This window comes from Streptomyces sp. NPDC039465, from assembly GCF_055639315.1.
In genome coordinates, this window is record NZ_JBVKAP010000003.1 from 58,926 (window position 1) to 80,398 (window position 21,473).

17 protein-coding genes are annotated in these 21,473 nt (G+C 70.7%); 13 read left to right on the top strand and 4 right to left on the bottom strand.

The genetic code is table 11. The features are described from left to right. Positions 1–363 precede the first annotated feature (363 nt). The 5 genes from ACZ7LT_RS10815 (at position 364) to ACZ7LT_RS10835 (ending at position 8,484) form a co-directional block, all read left to right on the top strand. Positions 364–1,785 (top strand): diaminobutyrate--2-oxoglutarate transaminase family protein, encoded by a 1,422-nt coding sequence (locus tag ACZ7LT_RS10815; RefSeq protein ID WP_471235678.1) that lies wholly within the window; start codon positions 364–366, stop codon positions 1,783–1,785. A 39-nt stretch (positions 1,786–1,824) separates the two neighbouring features. Next, positions 1,825–3,780: an IucA/IucC family protein gene (locus ACZ7LT_RS10820; protein ID WP_471235679.1), complete on the top strand. Its 1,956-nt coding sequence runs from the start codon at positions 1,825–1,827 to the stop codon at positions 3,778–3,780. 49 nt (positions 3,781–3,829) lie between these two features. Continuing rightward, positions 3,830–4,582: a GNAT family N-acetyltransferase gene (locus tag ACZ7LT_RS10825; protein ID WP_471235680.1), complete on the top strand. Its 753-nt coding sequence runs from the start codon at positions 3,830–3,832 to the stop codon at positions 4,580–4,582. A 64-nt stretch (positions 4,583–4,646) separates the two neighbouring features. After that, entirely contained in the window at positions 4,647–6,458 is a 1,812-nt protein-coding gene (locus ACZ7LT_RS10830) for an IucA/IucC family protein (RefSeq protein ID WP_471235681.1), read from the top strand. 55 nt (positions 6,459–6,513) lie between these two features. Continuing rightward, a complete protein-coding gene (locus ACZ7LT_RS10835; protein ID WP_471235682.1) occupies positions 6,514–8,484 on the top strand; it encodes an ATP-dependent DNA helicase in 1,971 nt (656 codons plus the stop codon). A 98-nt stretch (positions 8,485–8,582) separates the two neighbouring features. Here the strand turns inward: ACZ7LT_RS10835 and lexA are convergent, their stop codons facing one another. Further along, positions 8,583–9,368: a transcriptional repressor LexA gene (gene lexA, locus ACZ7LT_RS10840; RefSeq protein WP_019889960.1), complete on the bottom strand. Its 786-nt coding sequence runs from the start codon at positions 9,366–9,368 to the stop codon at positions 8,583–8,585. Positions 9,369–9,845: 477 nt separating this feature from the next. Between lexA and nrdR the strand changes: the two genes are divergently transcribed. After that, positions 9,846–10,355 (top strand): transcriptional regulator NrdR, encoded by a 510-nt coding sequence (gene nrdR, locus ACZ7LT_RS10845; protein ID WP_019889961.1) that lies wholly within the window; start codon positions 9,846–9,848, stop codon positions 10,353–10,355. A 151-nt stretch (positions 10,356–10,506) separates the two neighbouring features. Beyond that, complete coding sequence (locus ACZ7LT_RS10850) at positions 10,507–13,392, top strand: vitamin B12-dependent ribonucleotide reductase (protein ID WP_471235683.1); 2,886 nt, start codon at positions 10,507–10,509, stop codon at positions 13,390–13,392. 78 nt (positions 13,393–13,470) lie between these two features. On the opposite strand, the gene ACZ7LT_RS10855 is transcribed toward ACZ7LT_RS10850, so the two are convergent. Further along, entirely contained in the window at positions 13,471–14,031 is a 561-nt protein-coding gene (locus ACZ7LT_RS10855) for a TerD family protein (protein ID WP_471235684.1), read from the bottom strand. A 121-nt stretch (positions 14,032–14,152) separates the two neighbouring features. Between ACZ7LT_RS10855 and ACZ7LT_RS10860 the strand changes: the two genes are divergently transcribed. Further along, on the top strand, positions 14,153–14,758 hold the full coding sequence (locus tag ACZ7LT_RS10860) for a YdbC family protein (protein WP_471235685.1): 606 nt from the start codon (positions 14,153–14,155) through the stop codon (positions 14,756–14,758). Here the strand turns inward: ACZ7LT_RS10860 and ACZ7LT_RS10865 are convergent, their stop codons facing one another. Further along, positions 14,759–15,394, bottom strand: coding sequence for a TetR/AcrR family transcriptional regulator (locus tag ACZ7LT_RS10865; protein ID WP_471235686.1), 636 nt, complete (start codon positions 15,392–15,394; stop codon positions 14,759–14,761). Between the two features lie 103 nt (positions 15,395–15,497). Here ACZ7LT_RS10865 and abc-f point away from each other — a divergent pair, with 103 nt between their 5' ends. From abc-f to ACZ7LT_RS10890, 5 genes are all read left to right on the top strand, one after another. Continuing rightward, entirely contained in the window at positions 15,498–17,108 is a 1,611-nt protein-coding gene (abc-f, locus tag ACZ7LT_RS10870) for a ribosomal protection-like ABC-F family protein (RefSeq protein WP_471235687.1), read from the top strand. 33 nt (positions 17,109–17,141) lie between these two features. Then, positions 17,142–17,801, top strand: coding sequence for a histidine phosphatase family protein (locus tag ACZ7LT_RS10875; protein WP_471235688.1), 660 nt, complete (start codon positions 17,142–17,144; stop codon positions 17,799–17,801). A gap of 12 nt (positions 17,802–17,813) precedes the next feature. Beyond that, a complete protein-coding gene (locus ACZ7LT_RS10880) occupies positions 17,814–18,725 on the top strand; it encodes an ADP-ribosylglycohydrolase family protein (RefSeq protein ID WP_471235689.1) in 912 nt (303 codons plus the stop codon). Positions 18,726–19,231: 506 nt separating this feature from the next. Then, positions 19,232–19,942, top strand: a complete 711-nt coding sequence (locus ACZ7LT_RS10885) for a ribonuclease HII (protein WP_471235690.1) — start codon at positions 19,232–19,234, stop codon at positions 19,940–19,942. 106 nt (positions 19,943–20,048) lie between these two features. Next, positions 20,049–20,660 (top strand): hypothetical protein, encoded by a 612-nt coding sequence (locus ACZ7LT_RS10890; RefSeq protein WP_471235691.1) that lies wholly within the window; start codon positions 20,049–20,051, stop codon positions 20,658–20,660. A 122-nt stretch (positions 20,661–20,782) separates the two neighbouring features. Here ACZ7LT_RS10890 and ACZ7LT_RS10895 read toward each other — a convergent pair whose 3' ends face one another. Continuing rightward, positions 20,783–21,412, bottom strand: a complete 630-nt coding sequence (locus ACZ7LT_RS10895; protein ID WP_019889972.1) for a hypothetical protein — start codon at positions 21,410–21,412, stop codon at positions 20,783–20,785. Between the last annotated feature and the right edge of the window lie 61 nt (positions 21,413–21,473).

Sequence of the window (21,473 nt, forward strand, 5' to 3'; positions counted from 1 at the left end):
CCCCTGGGAGTACGTCTGCAAATGCACTTGTGAAACGCGGTGGTGAGCAGCGGAACCGCTCAGCACTTCTCAACTCGGCACCGGAGTGCGGCCCCCACTATGCCGGTGCCCATGGGGACGGCACGCGGCAGGTCCGCGGTTCCGACCGTGATCAGCCCGTGACGGGTACCACTCAACGATCTTCCGACAGCCCGTGATCCCGGGCTTCGACCGTCGTTGGTACGGACGGGGGACACACGGGCAGCCTGCTGCCCCGCCGTGCGGGGGACGGGCAACGCACCGATGTGCAACACAACTGTTATCGCGAGGGCGCCCTTTGGCACCCTTTGCCCTCGCAGTCTCACAGCGGGAGGACACCACGCCGTGGCCGTGACCGAACCAGCTCCAGCGGCACTTCCCCCCACGACGACGCCCCTGCGCGAGGGGACCGCACAGGACCGGACCGCCCATGAGGGCATCCTGCGCCGCCAGTCGCTGCGCGAGTCGGCCGCCCGCACCTATGCGCGCTCACTGCCGATCGTTCCGGTACGGGCACGGGGCCTGACGATCGAGGGAGCCGACGGCCGCCGCTATCTGGACTGCCTCTCCGGAGCGGGCACGCTGGCCCTCGGACACAACCATCCCGTGGTCCTCGAAGCCATCAAGAAGGTCCTCGACTCCGGCGCCCCCCTCCATGTCCTCGACCTTGCCACGCCCGTCAAGGACGCCTTCACCACAGAGCTGTTTCACACTTTGCCCCGGCAACTCGCCGACGACGCACGCATCCAGTTCTGTGGCCCGGCGGGCACCGACGCCGTCGAGGCGGCCCTCAAACTGGTCCGTACGGCCACCGGCCGCAGCGGGCTCCTCGCCTTCACCGGCGCCTACCACGGCATGACCTCCGGAGCCCTGGACGCCTCCGGCGGCGCCCCGGACGTACGCGTCACCCGGCTGCCCTACCCACACGGCTACCGCTGCCCGTTCGGCGTCGGCGGGGAACGAGGCGTCGAGCTCGCCGCCCGATGGACCGAGAACCTCCTCGACGACCCCAAGGGCGGAGTCGCCACCCCTGCCGGGATGATCGTCGAACCCGTCCAGGGCGAAGGCGGCGTGATCCCCGCCCCGGACACCTGGATGCGCAGGATGCGGGAGATCACCGAAGCCCGCTCCATCCCCCTCATCGCCGACGAGGTGCAGACCGGCGTCGGCCGCACCGGCGCCTTCTGGGCCGTCGAGCACAGCGGGGTCGTCCCCGATGTGATGGTCCTGTCCAAAGCCATCGGCGGTTCCCTCCCTCTCGCCGTGATCGTCTACCGCTCCGCACTGGACGCCTGGCAGCCCGGCGCCCACGCCGGCACCTTCCGCGGCAACCAGCTCGCCATGGCGGCCGGCGCCGCCACCCTCGCCCACGTCCGCGAGAACCGGCTCGCCGAACGCGCCGCCACCCTCGGCGCCCGGATCATGGGCCGACTCCAGGGACTCGCCGCCGCCCACCCCTGTATCGGGGACGTACGAGGCCGCGGCCTGATGATCGGCGTCGAACTCGTCGACCCCGACTCCACCGCCCCCGACGCCGTCATCCCGCCGCCCGCCCCGGCCCTCGCCGCCGCCGTACAACGGGCCTGCCTCGACCGCGGCCTGATCGTCGAACTCGGTGGCCGCCACAACGCCGTCGTGCGCCTCCTGCCGCCGCTCACCGTCACCGACGAACAGGTCACGGCCGTCCTCGACCGCTTCGCCGACGCCCTGGCCGCCGCCGAGCGCACCGCGCACCACCACCGGTACGGCACCGGACCGTCCCACTGACCCCGGACCGACCGGACCCCATCACAAGGAAGTCCCCCCGTGAACGCCACCTCCGAAACCCCCCACACCGACGACCACCCCGCACCCGCCGCCCCCCGGGTCCCGGCCGCCACCGTCGAAGCGGTGACCGTCCCCCGCCAGCTGACGGGCCCGTACGACACCCTGCCTCTCCCCACACCCGACCCCTCCGGCCCCCGGACACGGCCCACCGCGCCCGCCGCCGGGCCCGTCCCTCCCGCCGAGCAGCCTTCACGGGCCGACACCGCCGAGCCGAGCGCCGACCCGCTCGACCACCCGGACGCACACCGGGCCGCCGACGGCGCCACCACCGAGAGCCTGCTGCGTTGCTGGGTCAGGGAGAACGACCTCTCCGCTCCCTCAGGCACCACCCTCCGCATCCCGCTCGACGCCAGCGGCACCGCCCTCCTCGTCCCCGTCCGCTACTGGTCACCCACCGGCCACCACCGCTTCGGTCCGCCTGTCCTCGAAGGCAGCCCCCACGGAGCCCCGCCCGCCGACGCCGTCACGGTCGCCGCCCTCATCGGCCGCGAATCCGGCCGCCCTGAAGGCACCGAACTCGTCGGCCGCGTCGCCGACTCCGCCCGCCGCACCGCCGACTTCATCACCGAGCGCCGCCGCGACCCCGCCCCGGCCCCCGACGCGGACCTCTTCCTCACCGCCGAGCAGTCCCTGCTCCTCGGCCACCCGCTCCACCCGACCCCCAAGAGCCGCGAGGGCCTCTCCGACGCCGAAGCGCGCATCTACTCACCCGAGTTGTACGGCTCCTTCCCCCTGCACTGGATCGCCGTCGACCGCAGCGTCCTCGCCACCGACTCCGCCTGGACGGAACAGGGCCGCCCCCTCCCCGCCGGCCGGCTTACCACCCGACTCGCCCAGGGCCTCCGCCTGCCCGACCACACCGTGCCCCTGCCCCTCCACCCCTGGCAGGCCCGCGAACTGCGGCACCGCCCGGCCGTCACCTCCCTCCTCGACGCCGGCCTCCTCCACGACCTCGGCCCGTACGGCGACCCCTGGCACCCCACCTCCTCCGTCCGCACCGTGCACCGCCCCGGAGCCCCCGCGATGCTGAAGCTCTCGCTCGGCGTCCGCATCACCAACTCCCGGCGGGAGAACCTCCGCAAGGAACTCCACCGCGGCGTCGAGGTCCACCGGCTGCTCCGTACCGGCCTGTCCGAACAGTGGCAGGCCGCCCACCCAGGCTTCGACATCGTCCGCGACCCCGCCTGGCTCGCCGTCGACGCCCCTGACGGCGAACCCGTCCCCGGCCTCGACGTCATGCTCCGCCACAACCCCTTCGGGCCCACCGACGACGCCGTCTGCATCGCCGGACTCACCGCCCCGCGCCCCTGGCCCGGAAACCCCACCATGCGCTCCCGTCTCGCCGACACGGTGGTGAACCTCGCCGGCCGCACGGGACGCCCCGTCGGAGCCGTCGCCGCCGAGTGGTTCCTGCGCTACCTCGACCAGGTCGTCCGTCCGATCCTCTGGCTCGATGGCACGGCCGGCATCGCCCTCGAAGCCCACCAGCAGAACACCCTGGTGCTCCTCGACGCCGACGGCTGGCCCATCGGCGGCCGCTACCGCGACAACCAGGGCTACTACTTCCGCGAGTCCCACCGCACCGCCCTGGAGAAGCGGCTCCCCGGCATCAGCACCACCAGCGACACCTTCGTCGCCGACGACGTCACCGACGAACGCTTCGCCTACTACGTCGGCATCAACAACGTCCTCGGCCTGATCGGCGCCTTCGGAGCCCAACGCCTCGCCGACGAACGCGTCCTGCTGGCCGCCCTGCGGCAGTTCCTCACCTCGGCCGCATCACTCGGCTCCCCCCTCCCCGGTCACCTGCTGGACTCCGCGACCTTGCGCTGCAAGGCCAACCTCCTCACCCGACTGCACGGCCTCGACGAACTCGTCGGCCCCGTCGACACCCAGTCCGTCTACGTCACCATCGCCAACCCTCTCCACCCATGACCATCTGACAGAGCCCGCCCGCCCGAACCGCTGAGAGGAGAGCGCCCCCGTGCCTCCCACCGACGCGAGCACCGACACCGGCACAGGCCCCCATCCCCGCCCCGACGGGGAAGCGGAGGACACCCTGGACCTGAGGCTGCCCGACGACCTCATCGCACAGTTCACGGCGGGCGGAGCCATCGCCCCCGCAGCACCCGGTGACGCCCGCCCCCACACTGGCGCAACGGAGCTCGATCTCCTCGACACCGTCGCCGCCTGGGGTCCCGCCACCACCCCCGTCGGCGACTTCCAGCTCGTACCCGTACGCATCGAGCGCGATCTCCCGCTTGTCGCCCGCTGGATGAACGACCCGGCCGTCGCCGCCTTCTGGGAACTGGAAGGCCCCGACAGCGTCACCGCCGACCACCTGCGCACCCAACTCGACGGCGACGGACGCAGCGTCCCCTGCCTCGGCGTCCTCGACGGCACCCCCATGAGCTACTTCGAGATCTACCGCGCCGACCTCGACCTGCTCGCCCGGCACTACCCCGCTCGGCCGCACGACACGGGGATCCACCTCCTCGTCGGAGGCGTCGCCGACCGCGGCCGGGGTATCGGCACCACCCTCCTCAGAGCCGTCGCCGATCTCGTCCTCGACCACCGCCCGCGCTGCACGCGAGTCATCGCCGAACCGGACGTACGCAACACCCCCTCCGTCTCCGCCTTCCTCCGGGCCGGCTTCCGCTTCTCCGCGGAGGTCGACCTCCCCGACAAACGAGCCGCCCTGATGGTCCGCGATCGCACCCTGCGCCATGTCCTGTGAACGACCTGCTGCTTTAGATACACCGCTCGACCCGAATCGGTTCCACCCCGAGGAGTCAGTCCCTGTGCCGAAGCCCCCTGCCCTTCATGACTCCGCCGATCAGCACGCCTCACCGGCGCTGTTCGCCCCGCCCGAGCTGAACCCGGCGGACTGGACCCGAGCGGCCGGCCGCCTGCTCGCGAAGATGATCGGGGAGTTCGCCTACGAGGAGATCGTCGAGCCTCTCCCGCAGCCCGGCGCACCTGCCGGCCACTACACGCTCGCACTCGACGACAGCTCCCCCCTCACCTTCACCGCCCGTCGCGGCGCGTACGGCAGCTGGCGCGTCGACGCCCCTTCGATCGCCTGCGAGGGACGGCCCTACGCCGACCCCCTCGGGTTCCTCGTCCGCGCCCGGCACCAGCTCGCACTCGACGGCGCCACCCTCGGCCATCTGCTCCGAGAACTCACCACCACGCTGGCCGCCGACGCCCGGCTCGACCGCACCGCGCTCACCGCGGCCCAGCTCGCGGACCTCGGCTACGCGGAGCTCGAAGGCCACCAGACCGGACACCCCTGGATCGTCCTCAACAAAGGCCGTATCGGCTTCTCCACCACGGACACCGCCCACTGGGCACCCGAAGCCCGCCACCCCACCCGTCTCCCGTGGATCGCCGTCAGCACCACACTCGCGCGGTACCGCGGCGTCACCGGACTCGACACCCCCGACGACCTCTACGCGGGGGAACTCGACCCCGACGTACACGAGGCCTTCCGTGCCCAGCTGCGCGTCCGGGGACTCGACCCCGACACCTATCTCCTCCTGCCCGTCCACCCGTGGCAGTGGGACGAGGTCCTGCTCCCTCTCTACGCCCCCGCGATCGCCCAGGGCGAGATCGTCCCGCTCTCCGCCGACGCCGACCTCCGGCTACCGCAGCAGTCCATCCGCACCTTCCTCAACACCACCAGACCCGACCGGCACACGGTCAAGCTGCCCCTGTCGATCCTCAACACCCTCGTCTGGCGCGGACTTCCGACGGAACGCACCCTCGCCGCCCCCGCCGTCACCTCCTGGGTCCACGGCCTGCGCGACGCGGATCCCTTCCTCCGTGACGAGTGCGGGGTGATCCTCCTCGGCGAGGTAGCCTCCGTCACCGTCGAGCACCCGCTCTACGACCGACTCCCCGAAGTCCCGTACCAGTACAAGGAACTGCTCGGTGCCATCTGGCGCGAACCCCTCCGGCTCCCTCCGGGCGAGCGCGCCCGCACCCTCGCAGCCCTCCTCCACGTCGATCCGCACGGCCGCTCCTTCACCGCCGAGCTCGTCGAACGCTCGGGGCTCACCCCCACCGCCTGGCTCCAGCGCCTCTTCGCCGCTCTCCTGCCCCCGCTGCTCCACTTCCTCTACCGCTACGGCACCGTCTTCTCCCCACACGGCGAGAACGCCGTCGTTGTCTTCGACGAGCACGACGTGCCCGTACGCATGGCGATCAAGGACTTCGTCGACGACGTCAACGTGAGCGCGCACTCGCTGCCCGAACACGCCACGATGCCCGCCGACGTCCGGGCGGTCCTGCTCACCGAGGAGCCCGGCTTCCTCACCCAGTTCATCCACTCCGGACTCTTCGTCGGTGTCTTCCGCTACCTGGCACCCCTGTGCGAGGAGCAGCTCGGTGTTCGAGAGGACGAATTCTGGTCACTCGCGCGCGCCGAGATCCTGCGCCACCACGCCAGATTCCCCGAGCTCAAGGAACGCTTCGAACTCTTTGACCTGCTCACACCCCGCATTGAACGCCTCTGTCTCAACCGCAACCGTCTGCACCTGGACGGCTACCGAGACCGGCCCGACCGGCCCCACGCGGCCAGGCACGGCACCATCCCCAACCCGTTGGCGTGATCGCTGCGCCGACCGTGATCGCACTGTCAGTGGTGCCCCGTAGGCTGGACGGGCTATGACGAAGCCATCCCTCCCCGAGCTCCTCCACGCCGCCGTCGACGCCGTCGGCGGTGTGGAACGGCCTGGCCAGGTCACCATGGCCACCGCCGTCGCCGACGCCATCGACGACGGCTCCCACCTCCTCGTCCAGGCCGGCACCGGCACCGGAAAGTCCCTCGGCTATCTGGTGCCCGCACTGGCCCACGGGGAGCGGGTGGTGGTCGCCACGGCGACCCTGGCCCTTCAGCGCCAGCTGGTCGAGCGCGACCTGCCCCGCACGGTCGACGCGCTCCATCCGCAGCTGCGCCGCCGCCCGCAGTTCGCGATGCTCAAGGGCCGCTCGAACTACCTCTGTCTGCACCGTCTCCACGAGGGTGTGCCCCAGGACGAGGAGGACGGTCTCTTCGACCCGTTCGAGGCGGCCGCTCCCACCAGCAAGCTCGGCCAGGATCTGCTGCGCATGCGGGACTGGGCCGACGAGACCGAGACGGGGGACCGGGACGATCTCACCCCCGGCGTCTCCGACCGCGCCTGGGCACAGGTCTCCGTCTCGTCCCGCGAGTGCCTCGGGGCGAGCAAGTGCGCCTACGGCCCCGAGTGCTTCGCCGAGGCGGCCCGCGAGCGCGCCAAGCTGGCCGACGTGGTCGTCACCAACCACGCCCTGCTCGCCATCGACGCCATCGAGGGGGCCCCTGTGTTGCCGCAGCACGAGGTCCTGATCGTCGACGAGGCCCATGAGCTGGTCTCCCGGGTCACCGGCGTGGCCACCGGTGAGCTCACCCCCGGCCAGGTCAACCGTGCAGTCCGCCGCGCTGCCAAGCTCGTCAACGAGAAGACCGCCGACGAGCTGCAGACCGCTGCCGAAGGCTTCGAACGGCTGATGGAGCTGGCGCTCCCCGGACGGCTCGAAGAGATCCCCGAGGATCTCGGATACGCCCTGGCGGCCCTGCGCGACGCGGCCCGCAACGTCATCTCCGCCCTCGGCTCGACGCGTGACAAGTCCGTCCAGGACGAGGACGCCGTCCGCAAGCAGGCCCTCGCTTCCGTCGAGACCATCCACGGCGTGGCGGAGCGCATCGTCAACGGCTCCGAGTACGACGTCGTCTGGTACGAGCGCCACGACCGCTTCGGTGCCTCGCTGCGCGTCGCCCCGCTCTCGGTGTCCGGACTGCTGCGCGAGAAGCTCTTCGCCGAACGCTCCGTGGTTCTCACATCGGCGACCCTCAAGCTCGGTGGTGATTTCAACGGAGTGGGCGCCTCCCTGGGGCTCGCCCCGGAGGGCACCGAGGGTGACGACCTGCCGGTGTGGAAGGGGATCGACGTCGGCTCCCCGTTCGACTACCCGAAGCAGGGGATCCTGTACGTCGCCCGCCATCTGGCGACGCCCGGCCGCGAAGGCAGCCGCGGCGACATGATGGACGAGCTGGCCGAACTGATGGAGGCGGCCGGCGGTCGTACGCTCGGCCTGTTCTCGTCCATGCGCGCGGCCCAGGCCGCTGCCGAGGAGCTCCGCGGCCGACTGGATCTGCCGATCCTGCTCCAGGGCGAAGACACCCTGGGCGAGCTGATCAAGAAGTTCTCCGGGGACCCACAGACCTGCCTGTTCGGCACGCTCTCGCTTTGGCAGGGCGTGGACGTGCCCGGCCCGAACTGCCAGCTCGTCGTCATGGACCGGATTCCGTTCCCCCGCCCCGACGACCCGCTGATGAGCGCCCGCCAGAAGGCGGTGGAGGAAGGCGGCGGCAATGGCTTCATGGCGGTCGCCGCGACCCACGCGGCCCTGCTGATGGCGCAGGGCGCCGGCCGTCTGGTGCGTGCCACCGGCGACCGGGGCGTCGTCGCCGTACTGGATCCGCGGCTCGCCACGGCGCGCTACGGCAGCTATCTCAAGGCTTCACTGCCCGACTTCTGGTACACCACGGACCGTAATCAGGTCCGGCGCTCGCTGTCCGCGATCGACGCCGCGGCGAAGGCGGACGGGAAGTAGGGCACGAGGGATACGGCGCATACGGCGACGTAGGGATACAGCAGGGCCCCGGGACCGGCGCAGTGGGTCCCGGGGCCCGGTCAGAGCCGGCGGGGAGGTCACACCCGCCGCAGCACCGCCACGACCTTGCCCAGGATGGTCGCTTCGTCGCCAGGGATCGGCTGGTACGCCGCGTTGTGCGGCAGCAGCCAGACGTGGCCGTCCTCGCGCTTGAAGCGCTTGACCGTGGCCTCTCCGTCGAGCATGGCGGCCACGATGTCACCGTTCTCGGCGACGGGCTGGCGGCGGACGGTCACCCAGTCGCCGTCGCAGATCGCGGCCTCGATCATCGAGTCTCCGACGACCTTCAGGACGAACAGCTCTCCGTCACCGACCAGCTGCCGGGGGAGCGGGAAGACGTCCTCGACCGACTCCTCGGCGAGGATCGGGCCACCGGCCGCGATCCGGCCGACGAGCGGTACGTACGAGGCCGCGGGCTTGCCGGTCGTGTCCGTGGGCTGGGTGCTTGGCTGGTCCGAGCCGCGTACTTCGTAGGCCCGCGGGCGGTGCGGGTCGCGACGGAGGAAACCCTTCCGCTCCAGCGCCATCAGCTGGTGTGCGACCGACGACGTGCTCGAGAGCCCCACCGCCTGGCCGATTTCCCGCATCGACGGCGGGTATCCGCGCCGCTGCACGGAGTCGCGGATGACTTCGATCACCCTCCGTTGCCGGTCCGTGAGGCCCGAGCTGTCGGCGCGGATGCCTGGAGGTCGGCCGGGCAGCGCGCGCGTGGGCTTGGGGCCCTCCGGGTTCGTGGCTGCGTCATTCATGGCATGCACCGGCTCGAGTCGGCTCTGGGAGCGGTCCTGGGCAGTGATGATGGCACTGTCTGCGGTGGTGGTCACGTCGGCCCCTCTCGAGATGTTCTCCCTAGCTGGACAACGGTAGTGGCTTTCGAAAGGTTGCGCCAAACACACGTTCGAGTGAAAAATCGCAGATTGTCTTACGCGTCTGTTCGGCTGGGTGTATACGCAGGCCAGGCGTCCAGTGGCAATTCGGTCCATTACGGTACCCTTCACCGCCGACACGACATGTGGAGGGTGCCCCTCCAGTGTGGCATCCGAGGCCCCGGAATCCGTCGCGGCACGCACGTCCCGTACCCTCGTGGCCGGTCGTCCGTGAACCGGGCGCGCGACACGCGCGAGGTGCCGAAACAGCGACCCAACCCCAGATCTAGTGGTTGGATTGATCCGACCGCCCAGAAGTTGTGGTCCCTGGTCTGCCGGGACCTAGGTCATCGCCTATGCTTGTGGCTGCTTCGAGGGGCCCTTCACGGGGCTGTCGAGGCTATTCAGTCGTGCTGTGAAGGAGGGTCGGAAGCCATGCACTGCCCCTTCTGCAGGCACCCCGACAGCCGTGTCGTCGACAGTCGCACCACCGACGACGGAACGTCGATCCGCCGCCGCCGCCAGTGCCCCGACTGCTCCCGCCGATTCACCACGGTGGAGACCGCCTCGCTGATGGTCATCAAGCGCAGCGGCGTGACCGAACCCTTCAGTCGCACCAAGGTCATCTCCGGCGTGCGCAAGGCGTGTCAGGGGCGGCCGGTCACCGAGGACGCCCTCGCCAAGCTCGGCCAGCGGGTCGAGGAGGCGGTGCGTGCCACCGGCAGCGCCGAACTGACCACCCATGACGTCGGGCTGGCCATACTCGGCCCCCTGCAGGAACTCGACCTCGTCGCGTACCTGCGTTTCGCGTCCGTGTACCGGGCGTTCGACACACTCGAAGACTTCGAGGCCGCCATCGCGGAGCTCCGCGAGCGGCCTCCCGCTGAGGAATGCGGGCGCGGCGCGACCCCAGAGGTCCCCGTGCCCGCCACTGCCGCCGACTGACCGACCCGCCGGGCGAGAGCCCGGCGTCGGTCGCGGGCGGCACAAGACCTGTCGTGAGCGCTGAGCGCGGTGTTCACGGCAACAGACAGAGACTGTGCCCCGGGAAGATCTGGGCACTTCAGGGCGTTTTTGCCCGTATATGGGAGGCGGCATGACAGAGACGGCGAGCGGCCCGGCACGTGGTTCCCGCGCCAAGGGAACCAAGGCGAGCAAGGGTCTGCGCATCGAGCGCATCCACACCACCCCCGGCGTGCACCCGTACGACGAGGTGGAATGGGCGCTTCGTGACGTCGTCATGACCAACTGGCGCGACGGCTCGATCAACTTCGAGCAGCGTGGCGTCGAGTTCCCCGACTTTTGGTCGGTGAACGCGGTCAACATCGTCACCAGCAAGTACTTCCGCGGCGCTGTGGGCACCCCGCAGCGCGAGACCGGTCTCAAGCAGCTCATCGACCGGATCGTGAAGACCTACACGAAGGCCGGCGAGGAGTACGGCTACTTCGCCTCGCCCGCCGACGCGGAGATCTTCGAGCACGAGCTGGCCTACGCCCTCCTGCACCAGATCTTCAGCTTCAACTCGCCGGTCTGGTTCAACGTCGGCACGCCCCAGCCGCAGCAGGTCTCGGCCTGCTTCATCCTGGCCGTCGACGACTCCATGGAGTCGATCCTCGACTGGTACAAGGAAGAGGGCATGATCTTCAAGGGCGGCTCCGGCGCCGGCCTGAACCTCTCCCGTATCCGCTCCTCCAAGGAGCTGCTCTCCTCCGGCGGCAACGCCTCCGGCCCGGTCTCCTTCATGCGGGGCGCGGACGCGTCCGCAGGAACGATCAAGTCGGGCGGCGCCACCCGCCGCGCGGCCAAGATGGTCATCCTCGACGTCGACCACCCCGACATCGAGGACTTCATCGAGACCAAGGTCAAGGAGGAGGAGAAGATCCGCGCCCTGCGTGACGCGGGCTTCGACATGGACCTGGGCGGCGACGACATCACGTCCGTCCAGTACCAGAACGCCAACAACTCGGTCCGCGTGAACGACGAGTTCATGAAGGCCGTGGAGACGGGCGGCAAGTTCGGCCTGCGTGCCCGCATGACCGGCGAGGTCATCGAGGAGGTCGACGCCAAGTCCCTCTTCCGCAAGATGGCCGAGGCCGCCTGGGCCTGCGCTGACCCGGGCATTCAGTACGACGACACGATCAACCACTGGCACACCTGCCCCGAGTCCGGCCGGATCAACGGCTCGAACCCGTGCAGCGAGTACATGCACCTGGACAACACGTCCTGCAACCTCGCCTCGCTGAACCTGATGAAGTTCCTCAAGGACGACGGCAAGGGCAACCAGTCCTTCGACGTCGAGCGCTTCGCCAAGGTCGTCGAGCTCGTCATCACCGCGATGGACATCTCCATCTCCTTCGCCGACTTCCCGACCCAGAAGATCGGTGAGAACACCCGCGCCTTCCGCCAGCTCGGCATCGGCTACGCCAACCTGGGCGCCCTGCTGATGGCGACCGGCCACGCCTACGACTCCGACGGCGGCCGTGCGCTCGCCGGCGCCATCACCTCCCTGATGACCGGTACGTCGTACAAGCGCTCCGCCGAGCTCGCGGCGGTCGTCGGCCCGTACGACGGCTACGCCCGCAACGCCGAGCCGCACCAGCGGGTCATGAAGCAGCACGCCGACGCCAACACCGCGGCCGTCCGCATGGACGACCTCGACACGCCGATCTGGGCCGCCGCCACGGAGGCCTGGCAGGACGTGATCCGCCTCGGTGCCAAGAACGGCTTCCGCAACTCCCAGGCGTCCGTCATCGCCCCGACCGGCACCATCGGTCTGGCGATGTCCTGCGACACCACCGGCCTCGAGCCCGACCTCGCCCTGGTCAAGTTCAAGAAGCTGGTCGGCGGCGGCTCGATGCAGATCGTCAACGGCACCGTCCCGCAGGCCCTGCGCCGCCTGGGTTACCAGGAGGAGCAGATCGAGGCGATCGTCGCCCACATCGCCGACCACGGCAATGTCATCGACGCCCCCGGCCTGAAGACCGAGCACTACGAGGTCTTCGACTGCGCCATGGGCGAGCGCTCCATCTCCGCGATGGGCCACGTCCGCATGATGGCCGCGATCCAGCCCTGGATCTCCGGCGCGCTCTCCAAGACGGTCAACATGCCGGAGTCGGCGACCGTCGAGGAGGTCGAGGAGATCTACTTCGAGGCGTGGAAGATGGGCGTCAAGGCGCTCGCGATCTACCGCGACAACTGCAAGGTCGGCCAGCCGCTCTCCGCCAAGAAGAAGGAGGCGGAGAAGGCCGAGGTCACCACGAAGGCCGAGGAGACCATCCGCGCGGCGGTCGAGAAGGTCGTCGAGTACCGCCCGGTCCGCAAGCGTCTACCGAAGGGCCGCCCGGGGATCACCACCTCCTTCACGGTCGGTGGCGCCGAGGGCTACATGACCGCCAACTCCTACCCGGACGACGGTCTCGGTGAGGTCTTCCTGAAGATGTCCAAGCAGGGTTCGACCCTCGCCGGCATGATGGACGCCTTCTCCATCGCCGTCTCCGTCGGTCTGCAGTACGGCGTGCCCCTGGAGACGTACGTCTCCAAGTTCACCAACATGCGGTTCGAGCCGGCCGGTATGACGGACGACCCGGACGTGCGGATGGCCCAGTCGATCGTCGACTACATCTTCCGCCGCCTGGCGCTGGACTTCCTGCCCTTCGAGACCCGCTCGGCGCTCGGCATCCACTCGGCCGAGGAGCGTCAGCGGCACCTGGAGACCGGTTCCTACGAGCCGGCCGACGAGGACATGGACGTCGAGGGCCTGGCCCAGTCCGCCCCTCGTGAGCAGGAGACCCTGAAGGTGGTCGCCCCGCCGAAGGCGGAGATCCCGGCCCCAAAGCAGGCGCACACCTCGGCGGAGCTCGTGGAGATGCAGCTCGGCATCAGCGCGGACGCGCCGCTGTGCTTCTCCTGCGGTACGAAGATGCAGCGGGCCGGCTCCTGCTACATCTGTGAGGGCTGCGGCTCGACCAGCGGTTGCAGCTGAGCATGTAGACGGTCCTGAAGCGGGGCGGTGGGCGGAGGTCGCCCGCCGCCCCGCTTCACGCGCGCGTGGCGGCGCCGCTCAGGCGTGCTTCGCGCCCATCAGGGTCGTGAAGGACTGGGGATCGGTGTCGAAGCCCCGGCCGACCAGGCGGTACTCCCAGCCTCCGGTGCCGTTCCGGGAGAACTCCACCACCGTCACCGCGGTGGCGTCGGGGTACGCGGTGAAGTCGTCCTCTGCGAGGTCCACGTGTCCCTCGCGGATACGGAATCCGGCGTTGGCGATGTCGCCGAACGTCCGTCGCCCGCCGCCCTGCTGTATGGCGACGCCCACCACCACGCGCGCGTACGTGGGTGCGAGGCGTTCCAGTTCCAGGGTCATCGCCTCGTCGTAACCGAAGCCCTGGCCCGTACGGCTGTCCCGGTTGAGTGTGATGGTGCCGTCCGGTGAGCGGCTGTCGAAGTGGACCAGATAGGCCGCCCGGCCGTACGGATCGTCCGCCGTGTAGACACCCGCGATGATGTCGAGGTCGTGGGCCGGAGCGCCGAGGGGGCTCGGGTCCCATTTGAGCGTCACCTCGACCTTGCCGACCCCCTTGTTGAGACCGTTCACCGCAATCCCCTCTCCGTGCCGTCCTGGCAACTGCCCGTGACTCCGGGTGTGTTGCTCATCGTGTCACGTGGCCCTGACAGGGGTGGCCCTGACAGGGGTGGTCCTGATCCGTGGTGTGACCGGCGTCGCTCCGGGGCCGTACGATGGCGCGGTGCTGGTCAAGTGGATTCGCTGCCATGTGACGGACCGTCGGGGGTTCGAGCGGGGGCAGCGGAAGTGGGCGGGGCTGCTGGGTGAGCCGGGATTCCGGGGACAGGGTGGCGGGTGGAGCAGGAGCCGCCCCGATGTCGCCCATGTCTTCGCCTTCTGGGAGAGCCGGGCGTTCTACGACTCGTTCATGGCGCGCTCGCACGACCGGCTGGCCGCCGCGCAGACGGGCACGTACAAGGACATCGAGGTCAAGCTCTTCGACCACCGCTTCGATGTGAAGACCGGCTTCGAGCCCCGGTTCACCGACGCGGATGTGGTGCGGGTCGCGCACTGCCGGATCCACGAGGACCGGGTCGAGCATTTCGCCCTGATGCAGGAGAAGGTGTGGAACCCGGCGATGGCCGGATCGCCCGGGATGCTGCGTGGTGTCTTCGGGGAGGCGCCGGGGCACGAGTTCCTGGTGCTGTCGATGTGGCGATCGGCCGCCGAGCACGGCAAGTACCGCACCGAGCGGGTGGAACGGCTCGCGCTGCGGGCGCAGACCGAGGCCGATGTGGCGGCACTGACCGGTGACGTCGTGGAGCTCGAGCCGTCCTGGATCGTGTGATCACCCCGCCGGCGTGGTGAACGCGCCGGCGCGTACCGCCGCGAGAGCGGCGAGGGCCGCCTGATCGGCGAGGGCTTCGTCCACCGGCTCGCGCGTGATGAAGAGCCGCAGGAACAGGGGAGCGGAGACCGCTCGTACCACCGCGGCGGCGTCGGTGCCGTCCGGCGCTTCGCCGCGCTCGACCGCCCGCGTCACCACGACCTCGCAGCGCGAGAACCGTTCGACGTAGAAGTCGTGCAGGGCTTCGGCCGCGCGCGGCGACTGGAATGCGGCGCCGACGAAGGCGGTCGGCGCGGCCGCGGCGCTCGGGTCGGCGAACGCGTCGCTCACCTCATGGGCCAGCGCGCGCAGGTCTCCTTCGAGGCCGCCGGTGTCCGGAGGGGTCCAGCTGTCCTCGCCGGCCAGGGCGAGGGCGTCGGCGACCAGCCCTTCGAGCCCGCCCCACCGGCGGTAGAGCGTGGTCTTGTGCACGCCCGAGTGCTCGGCCACGTATTCGACGGTCAGGCCCGGGTAGCCGTGGGCGGCCAGGCCGGTCAGGACCGCGTCGCGGACGGCTGCCCGGGTGCGCGCGGTGCGGCCGCCGGGGCGACGTGTGCCGGGCGCCGCGTCGGGCTTCTGGTCGGTCGACTCGCTCAATTGCTACTCCCGTTGCGTTAGTGGGTCCGAGTGTGCCACACTCTTCGTAATGCGACTCGGGTTGCATTTACTTTCCCTGTTGATCGACCTATGGAGGCGCCCCTTGCCCACCCAGATCTCCCTGCACTCCGTCACCGTCTCCCGCGGCGACCGCCTGCTTCTCGACGACGTCTCGCTCACCGTGCGCCCCGGAGAGCGAATCGGCGTCGTGGGCGAGAACGGCGCGGGGAAGTCCACGCTCCTTCATCTGCTCGCCGGCCGTGAACGGCCCGACGAAGGCGAGGTGATCACGGTCGCCGAGCGTGGAGCAGGACTTCTCACGCAGACGCCGGATCTGCCTCCGCATCACACCGTCGCTGACGCGATCGACGCCGCGCTCGCCGAACTGCGGTCCATGGAGGCGCGCTTGCGGGAGTGGGAGGCCGCCCTGGGTGAGGCGGACGAACCCACGCTCGCCGCCTACGGGGACCTCCTCACCGCATTCGAGCTGCGCGGCGGGTACGAGGCCGACGCGCGCATCGACAAGGCGACACACGCCCTTGGACTCGCACACATCGACCGCCGGCGCACGCTCGGCAGTCTGTCGGGCGGCGAGCAGGCCCGGCTCGGCATCGCCTGTCTGATAGCCGCCGCGCCGGAGGTATTGCTCCTCGACGAGCCGACCAACCACCTGGACGAGCGGGCGCTCGACTGGCTGGAGGACGCCCTGCTCTCCCACTCCGGCACGGTCGTCGCCGTCTCTCACGACCGGGTCTTCCTGGAGCGAGTCGCCACCACCGTGCTCGAGGTCGACGCGGACCGCCGCACGGTCGTCAGGTACGGCGGCGGCTACGCCGGATATGTGGAGGCGCGTTCAGCGGCCCGGCGCCGCTGGGAGCAGGCCTACGAGGAGTGGTGCAAGGAGACCGCCAGGCTGGAGGAGTACGCACGGGGCGCCGCCCATGGCGTCGCCGCCGGCCGGGCGATCAAGGACAACAACAAAATGGCCTACGACCGGGCGGGGGGCCGCGTCCAGGCATCCGTCTCCGGCCGGGTCCGCAACGCCCAGGAGCGGCTGCGCAGACTCCATGCGGAGCCCGTCCATCAGCCGCCGCAGCCTCTGGCCTTCGCCGCCCGGCCCGTCTCCGGATCGGCCCAGGGGCCCCTGGCGACCCTGACGGACGTCCGGGTGGGCGACCGGCTGGCCGTCGACGAGTTCACCGTCGATGCCGGGCAGAGGCTCCTGATCCACGGAGGAAACGGCGCCGGCAAGTCCACGCTCCTCAGGGCCGTCGCGGGGTTGCTCGAGCCGGACGCCGGACAGGTCGTCCGCAGAGGGCGGATCGGCTTCCTCGCCCAGGAGATACCGGTGCACCGACCCGAGCAGCGGGTCCTCGCCGTCTTCGGCAAGGGGCTCGCGCTGACCGAGGACGAGCAGGCCGCCCTGCTGCTGTCGTACGGACTGTTCCGGCCGGCCGACCTCCGAGTGCCGGTCGGATCGCTCTCCGCCGGACAATGCCGGCGCCTGGCACTCGCGCGCCTCCTCGCCCGCCCCGCCGACCTGCTCCTGCTCGACGAGCCCGCCAACCACCTCGCACTCGGGCTGGTCGAGGAGCTGGAAGAGGCCCTGGAGCAGTGGACCGGCGCGCTGGTCGTCGTCTCCCACGACCGGCAGCTGCGCCGTCGGTTCACCGGCCGCATACGCCGGATGGACTCCGGGCGCCTCCTCGACTGAGTCGGCGTACGGAGCCCCCTCTAGGGTTTTCATATGGCACGACCGCGGCGCATCGTCCTCGTCCGGCACGGAGAGTCCGAGGGCAATGCCGATGACACGGTGTACGAACGGGAGCCCGACCACGCCTTGCGGCTCACCGAGACCGGCTGGCGGCAGGCGGAGGAGACGGGGGAGCGGCTGCGGGAACTGTTCGGCAACGAACGCGTCAGCGTCTATGTCTCGCCGTACCGCCGCACCCATGAAACCTTCCGCGCCTTCCGGCTCGATCCGGATCTGGTGCGGGTGAGAGAGGAGCCGCGACTGAGGGAGCAGGACTGGGGAAACTGGCAGGACAGGGACGACGTGCGGCTGCAGAAGGTCTACCGGGACGCCTACGGGCACTTCTTCTACCGCTTCGCCCAGGGAGAGTCCGGCGCGGATGTCTACGACCGGGTCGGCGCGTTCCTGGAGAGCCTGTACCGCAGCTTCGAGGCGCCCGACCACCCGCCGAACGTCCTCCTGGTCACCCACGGACTCACCATGCGGCTGTTCTGCATGCGCTGGTTCCACTGGACGGTGGCCGACTTCGAGTCGCTGTCCAACCCGGGCAACGCCGAGACCAGGACACTTCGGCTGGGGGAGGACGGGAGGTACGCGCTGGACCGGCCCTTCGAACGCTGGCGAACCCCCGAGCCGTACGGCGTCACCGGATAGAGTGGCAGGGCGATGACCGCTGACTCCTCTCTCGACCGGCGCTTCGAACGCGCTCTGGCCAGCCTGCGTGGACTGGCCGTGGGAGACGCCCTGGGCTCCCAGTTCTTCGTACCTTCGAACTATCCCCTGCTCAAGCGGCGCGAGCTGCCGCCCGGCCCTTGGCAGTGGACCGACGACACCGAGATGGCGTGCTCCGTGCTCGCCGTGCTCGGGCAGCACGGCCGGATCGACCAGGACGCGCTCGCGCGCTCCTTCGCCGAGCACCATGACTTCGACCGCGGCTACGGCCCGGCCGTCAACCGGATGCTCCGGCTGATCCGGGAGGGCGGTGACTGGCGCGAGCTGGCGGCCGACCTCTTCAACGGGCAGGGATCTTGGGGCAACGGCGCCGCGATGCGGATCGCGCCGCTCGGGGCCTGGTACGCCGACGACCCGGAACAGGCCACTCACCAGGCCGAGATCTCCGCCTACACCACACACCAGCACCGCGAGGCGGTCGTGGGTTCCATGGCGGTGGCGGCGGCCGCCGCGCTCGCCGCCAACCCTGCTGGGCCGCCCACCCCCACCGCCCTTCTCGACGGCGTCGTCGCTCTGGTGCCGCGCAGCGCGGTCGGGGCAGGGCTGCGGCGGGCGCGGGACATGCTCGACTACGACGACGCGGTCACGGTCGCCGCCGTGCTCGGCTGCGGGCGGCGCACCAGCGCCCACGACACGGTGCCGTTCGCCCTCTGGTCGGCGGCCCGCGCCCTGGGCGACTACGAGCGGGCCTTCTGGACCACCGCGCAGGTCGGCGGCGATGTCGACACGACCTGTGCGATCGCGGGAGGCGTGGTGGCCGCCGGCGAGGGCGGGGCGCCGCCCGCCGACTGGCTGGCCACGACCGAGGAGCTGCCCGGCTGGCTCCCGGCCACGGCGGCCCACTGAGCGCTTCCGTCGGGGTGGCCGCATTCGTTGACGACCGGGCCTCCTGATTGCCCTTGACGAGCGCGGCAGCCCAGCGGCGCGGTCGGCGTGCGCGGCGTGCCGGGATGTCGATCTGTCGACTTCGCTCGGCCGTGGGGCGCAGGCGCGCACCAGAGAAGCGCCTCCGGATGCGCGCTGAGCCGTGCTTCGCGAATGCGACAGCAAGGGCGTCCAGCGCCACCATGGCCTGATCGTTTCGCATGCGGCGGAGCCATCCGCCCTCTCCAGGTGCGGCGACGCCCCGGCCGTATGCCCTCGATGACCTGGTCTTCGACGGGTTTCGGCCAAGGTGACGTACTCCTGTGTGGTGTGCGTGAGTGAAGGGCGGGAGGTCGGCATCGAGGGGCCGGCGGACCAGGGGTATGGCCCGCCGGTCGGCCCGCGGCGCTGCCCGACGGCGACCTCCGCCGTGTAAGGGGAATCCGGCTATCGCGGGCGGCACCCATCGGCGTAACCTGTCAGGCGCCATGCCGTATGAACCACCCACCCACACCGTCGAGCGTTCGCTCCGAGCCACCACCGGCGCCAAGATCATTGCCGGGGTCGACGAAGTAGGACGAGGGGCGTGGGCCGGGCCGGTCACGGTGTGCGCCGCGGTCACCGGACTGCGCCGACCGCCCGCCGGGCTCACCGACTCCAAGCTGATCACCCCCAAGCGCCGTCTCGCGCTCTGCGGGGAGCTGGAGAAGTGGGTCACCGCGTTCGCCCTCGGGCACGCGTCCCCGGAGGAGATCGACGAGCTCGGCATGACCGCTGCGCTGCGACTGGCCGCCGTCCGTGCGCTCGACGGGCTGCCCGTGCGGCCCGACGCGGTGATCCTGGACGGTAAGCACGACTACTTGGGCAGTCCCTGGCAGGTGCGTACGGTCATCAAGGGCGACCAGTCCTGCATCGCCGTCGCGGCCGCCTCGGTCATCGCCAAGGTGCACCGCGACATGATGATGGCCGAACTGGGCATCACCTCGGAGGGGTGTTCCGCCTTCGGCTTCGACGCCAACGCGGGCTATCCCTCGCCAGTGCACAAGGCGGCTCTGGAAGAGCGGGGCCCCACCCCGTACCACCGGCTCTCCTGGGCGTACCTCGACGCGCTGCCCCAGTGGCGGCACCTCAAGAAGGTCCGCGTCTCCGCCGAGGCGGCCGCACTGGAAAGCGGGGGCCAGCTCGGCTTCGATTTCTGAACTGCCGGTGAACCACAGGGCACTGCCGGGCTCACATCTGCCTGGATCGCACTTTTGTGCCCACCCGCCGATGCTTCTTGCCTCGGCGTTTGATAGACATCCATTTATGCCTCTCATCCCCGAGGAGCCTCAGATTCACGAGAGTGCCCAGGGTCCCCGCGCCACTCCGGCCGCCGGCCCCGCGCCGATCCCCCGTCCCGTACCCGGTCCGCGTTCCGCGGCCTCCCCGCGGCCGGGACACCCCGGTCCGCCCAGGCCCACGCCGCCGGTGCCGCGCCCGCAGCCCGGTGCCGCGCAAACCACGCCCTCCCGGTCGGAGAATCGTTCCGCGCCGCAGATCCAGCTGATCCCCGCCCCGGCGGACGGCGCGCTCGACGCCGCCGAGGAAGCGGTGGACCTGCTGCTCGAAACGGGCCACGCGCCGGGCGACATCCTCGTCCTCACCACCGGTGAGCAGCACCCCTGGGCGGCGCACGAGCTGTCCTTCGGGGACGCCGCCTACTGGGCCCAACACGACGCCCGTGACGACGTCTTCTTCGCCGACGCCACCGCCGTCGGCCGGGCATCGGCCCGGCCCGTGGTCGTGGTCGCCGTCAATGGAGACGACGAGGGTGCCGCCGCCCAGGCGCTGCCCCTCGCCAGGGAGCGTGCCACCGCGCTCCTGATCGTCTGCGGCGACCCGCAGCGCATCAACGCCGCGCTCGGTGCGGGTGTCTGAGCTGTACGGCTCCTAGGCCCCGCCCGGCACGGAACACGGCACATGGTCGTGACCCGGCTGCCCGCACCTGGGCGGCCGGGCCGTGACACGCCTGCGCGCCGGCGAAGCCGGACGGCGTCCGCTCAGCGGGCCGCGGTGCGGCGCAGCGGCTCCGCCGCCCCGCTCGCCGTGCGCGGCGCGAGCGACTCCGGATCGACCGGGACATCCCCCAGGGCCGTCGGGCGCGAGGTCGAGCTGGGCCGCCGCCCGCCCCGGCCCTCGCCGAGGACCTGCCAGCCGCCCCGCGTCAGCGTGATGTAGGCGCCGCAGCGCAGCCCATGGAGCGTGCAGGCGTCCCGCAGGCCCCACATCCACGCCCCGTCCTCCTCCGTCCAACGCTCGTCGCCCTCACGGCAGTAGAGCAGGACGGCCGTACGCACGGGAGTGCGGCGGCGCAGATCATGCGGAATGACCCGGCGCAGCTGGGCCAGCAACGCGTTGCGGAACTCCCAGCCGTCCGCCGGGGTGGAACGGCGGGTGAACGAGGCACTGGCTGCCAGCCGTTCCTCATGGTCGAGGACCGCCACGACAGCGGTGGCGGGCGACGGCCGGTGACGGGAGTGCAGGCCCGCGACGACCTCCCGGGGATTACGCAGCAGCGGAATCCCGGCCGCCGTCCACTCGGCGGGTTCGAGCATCCTGGCGAGGCGGCTGGCGGAGCCTGCCGAGGCGGCGATCGAGGTGGCTGCGGACGGAGCGAATCCGAAGGTCACGGTCCTCCCTTCGCATACGCGCCCACAGTGCGGGCAGGGTCGAGTGAGGGCGCGCACCGGC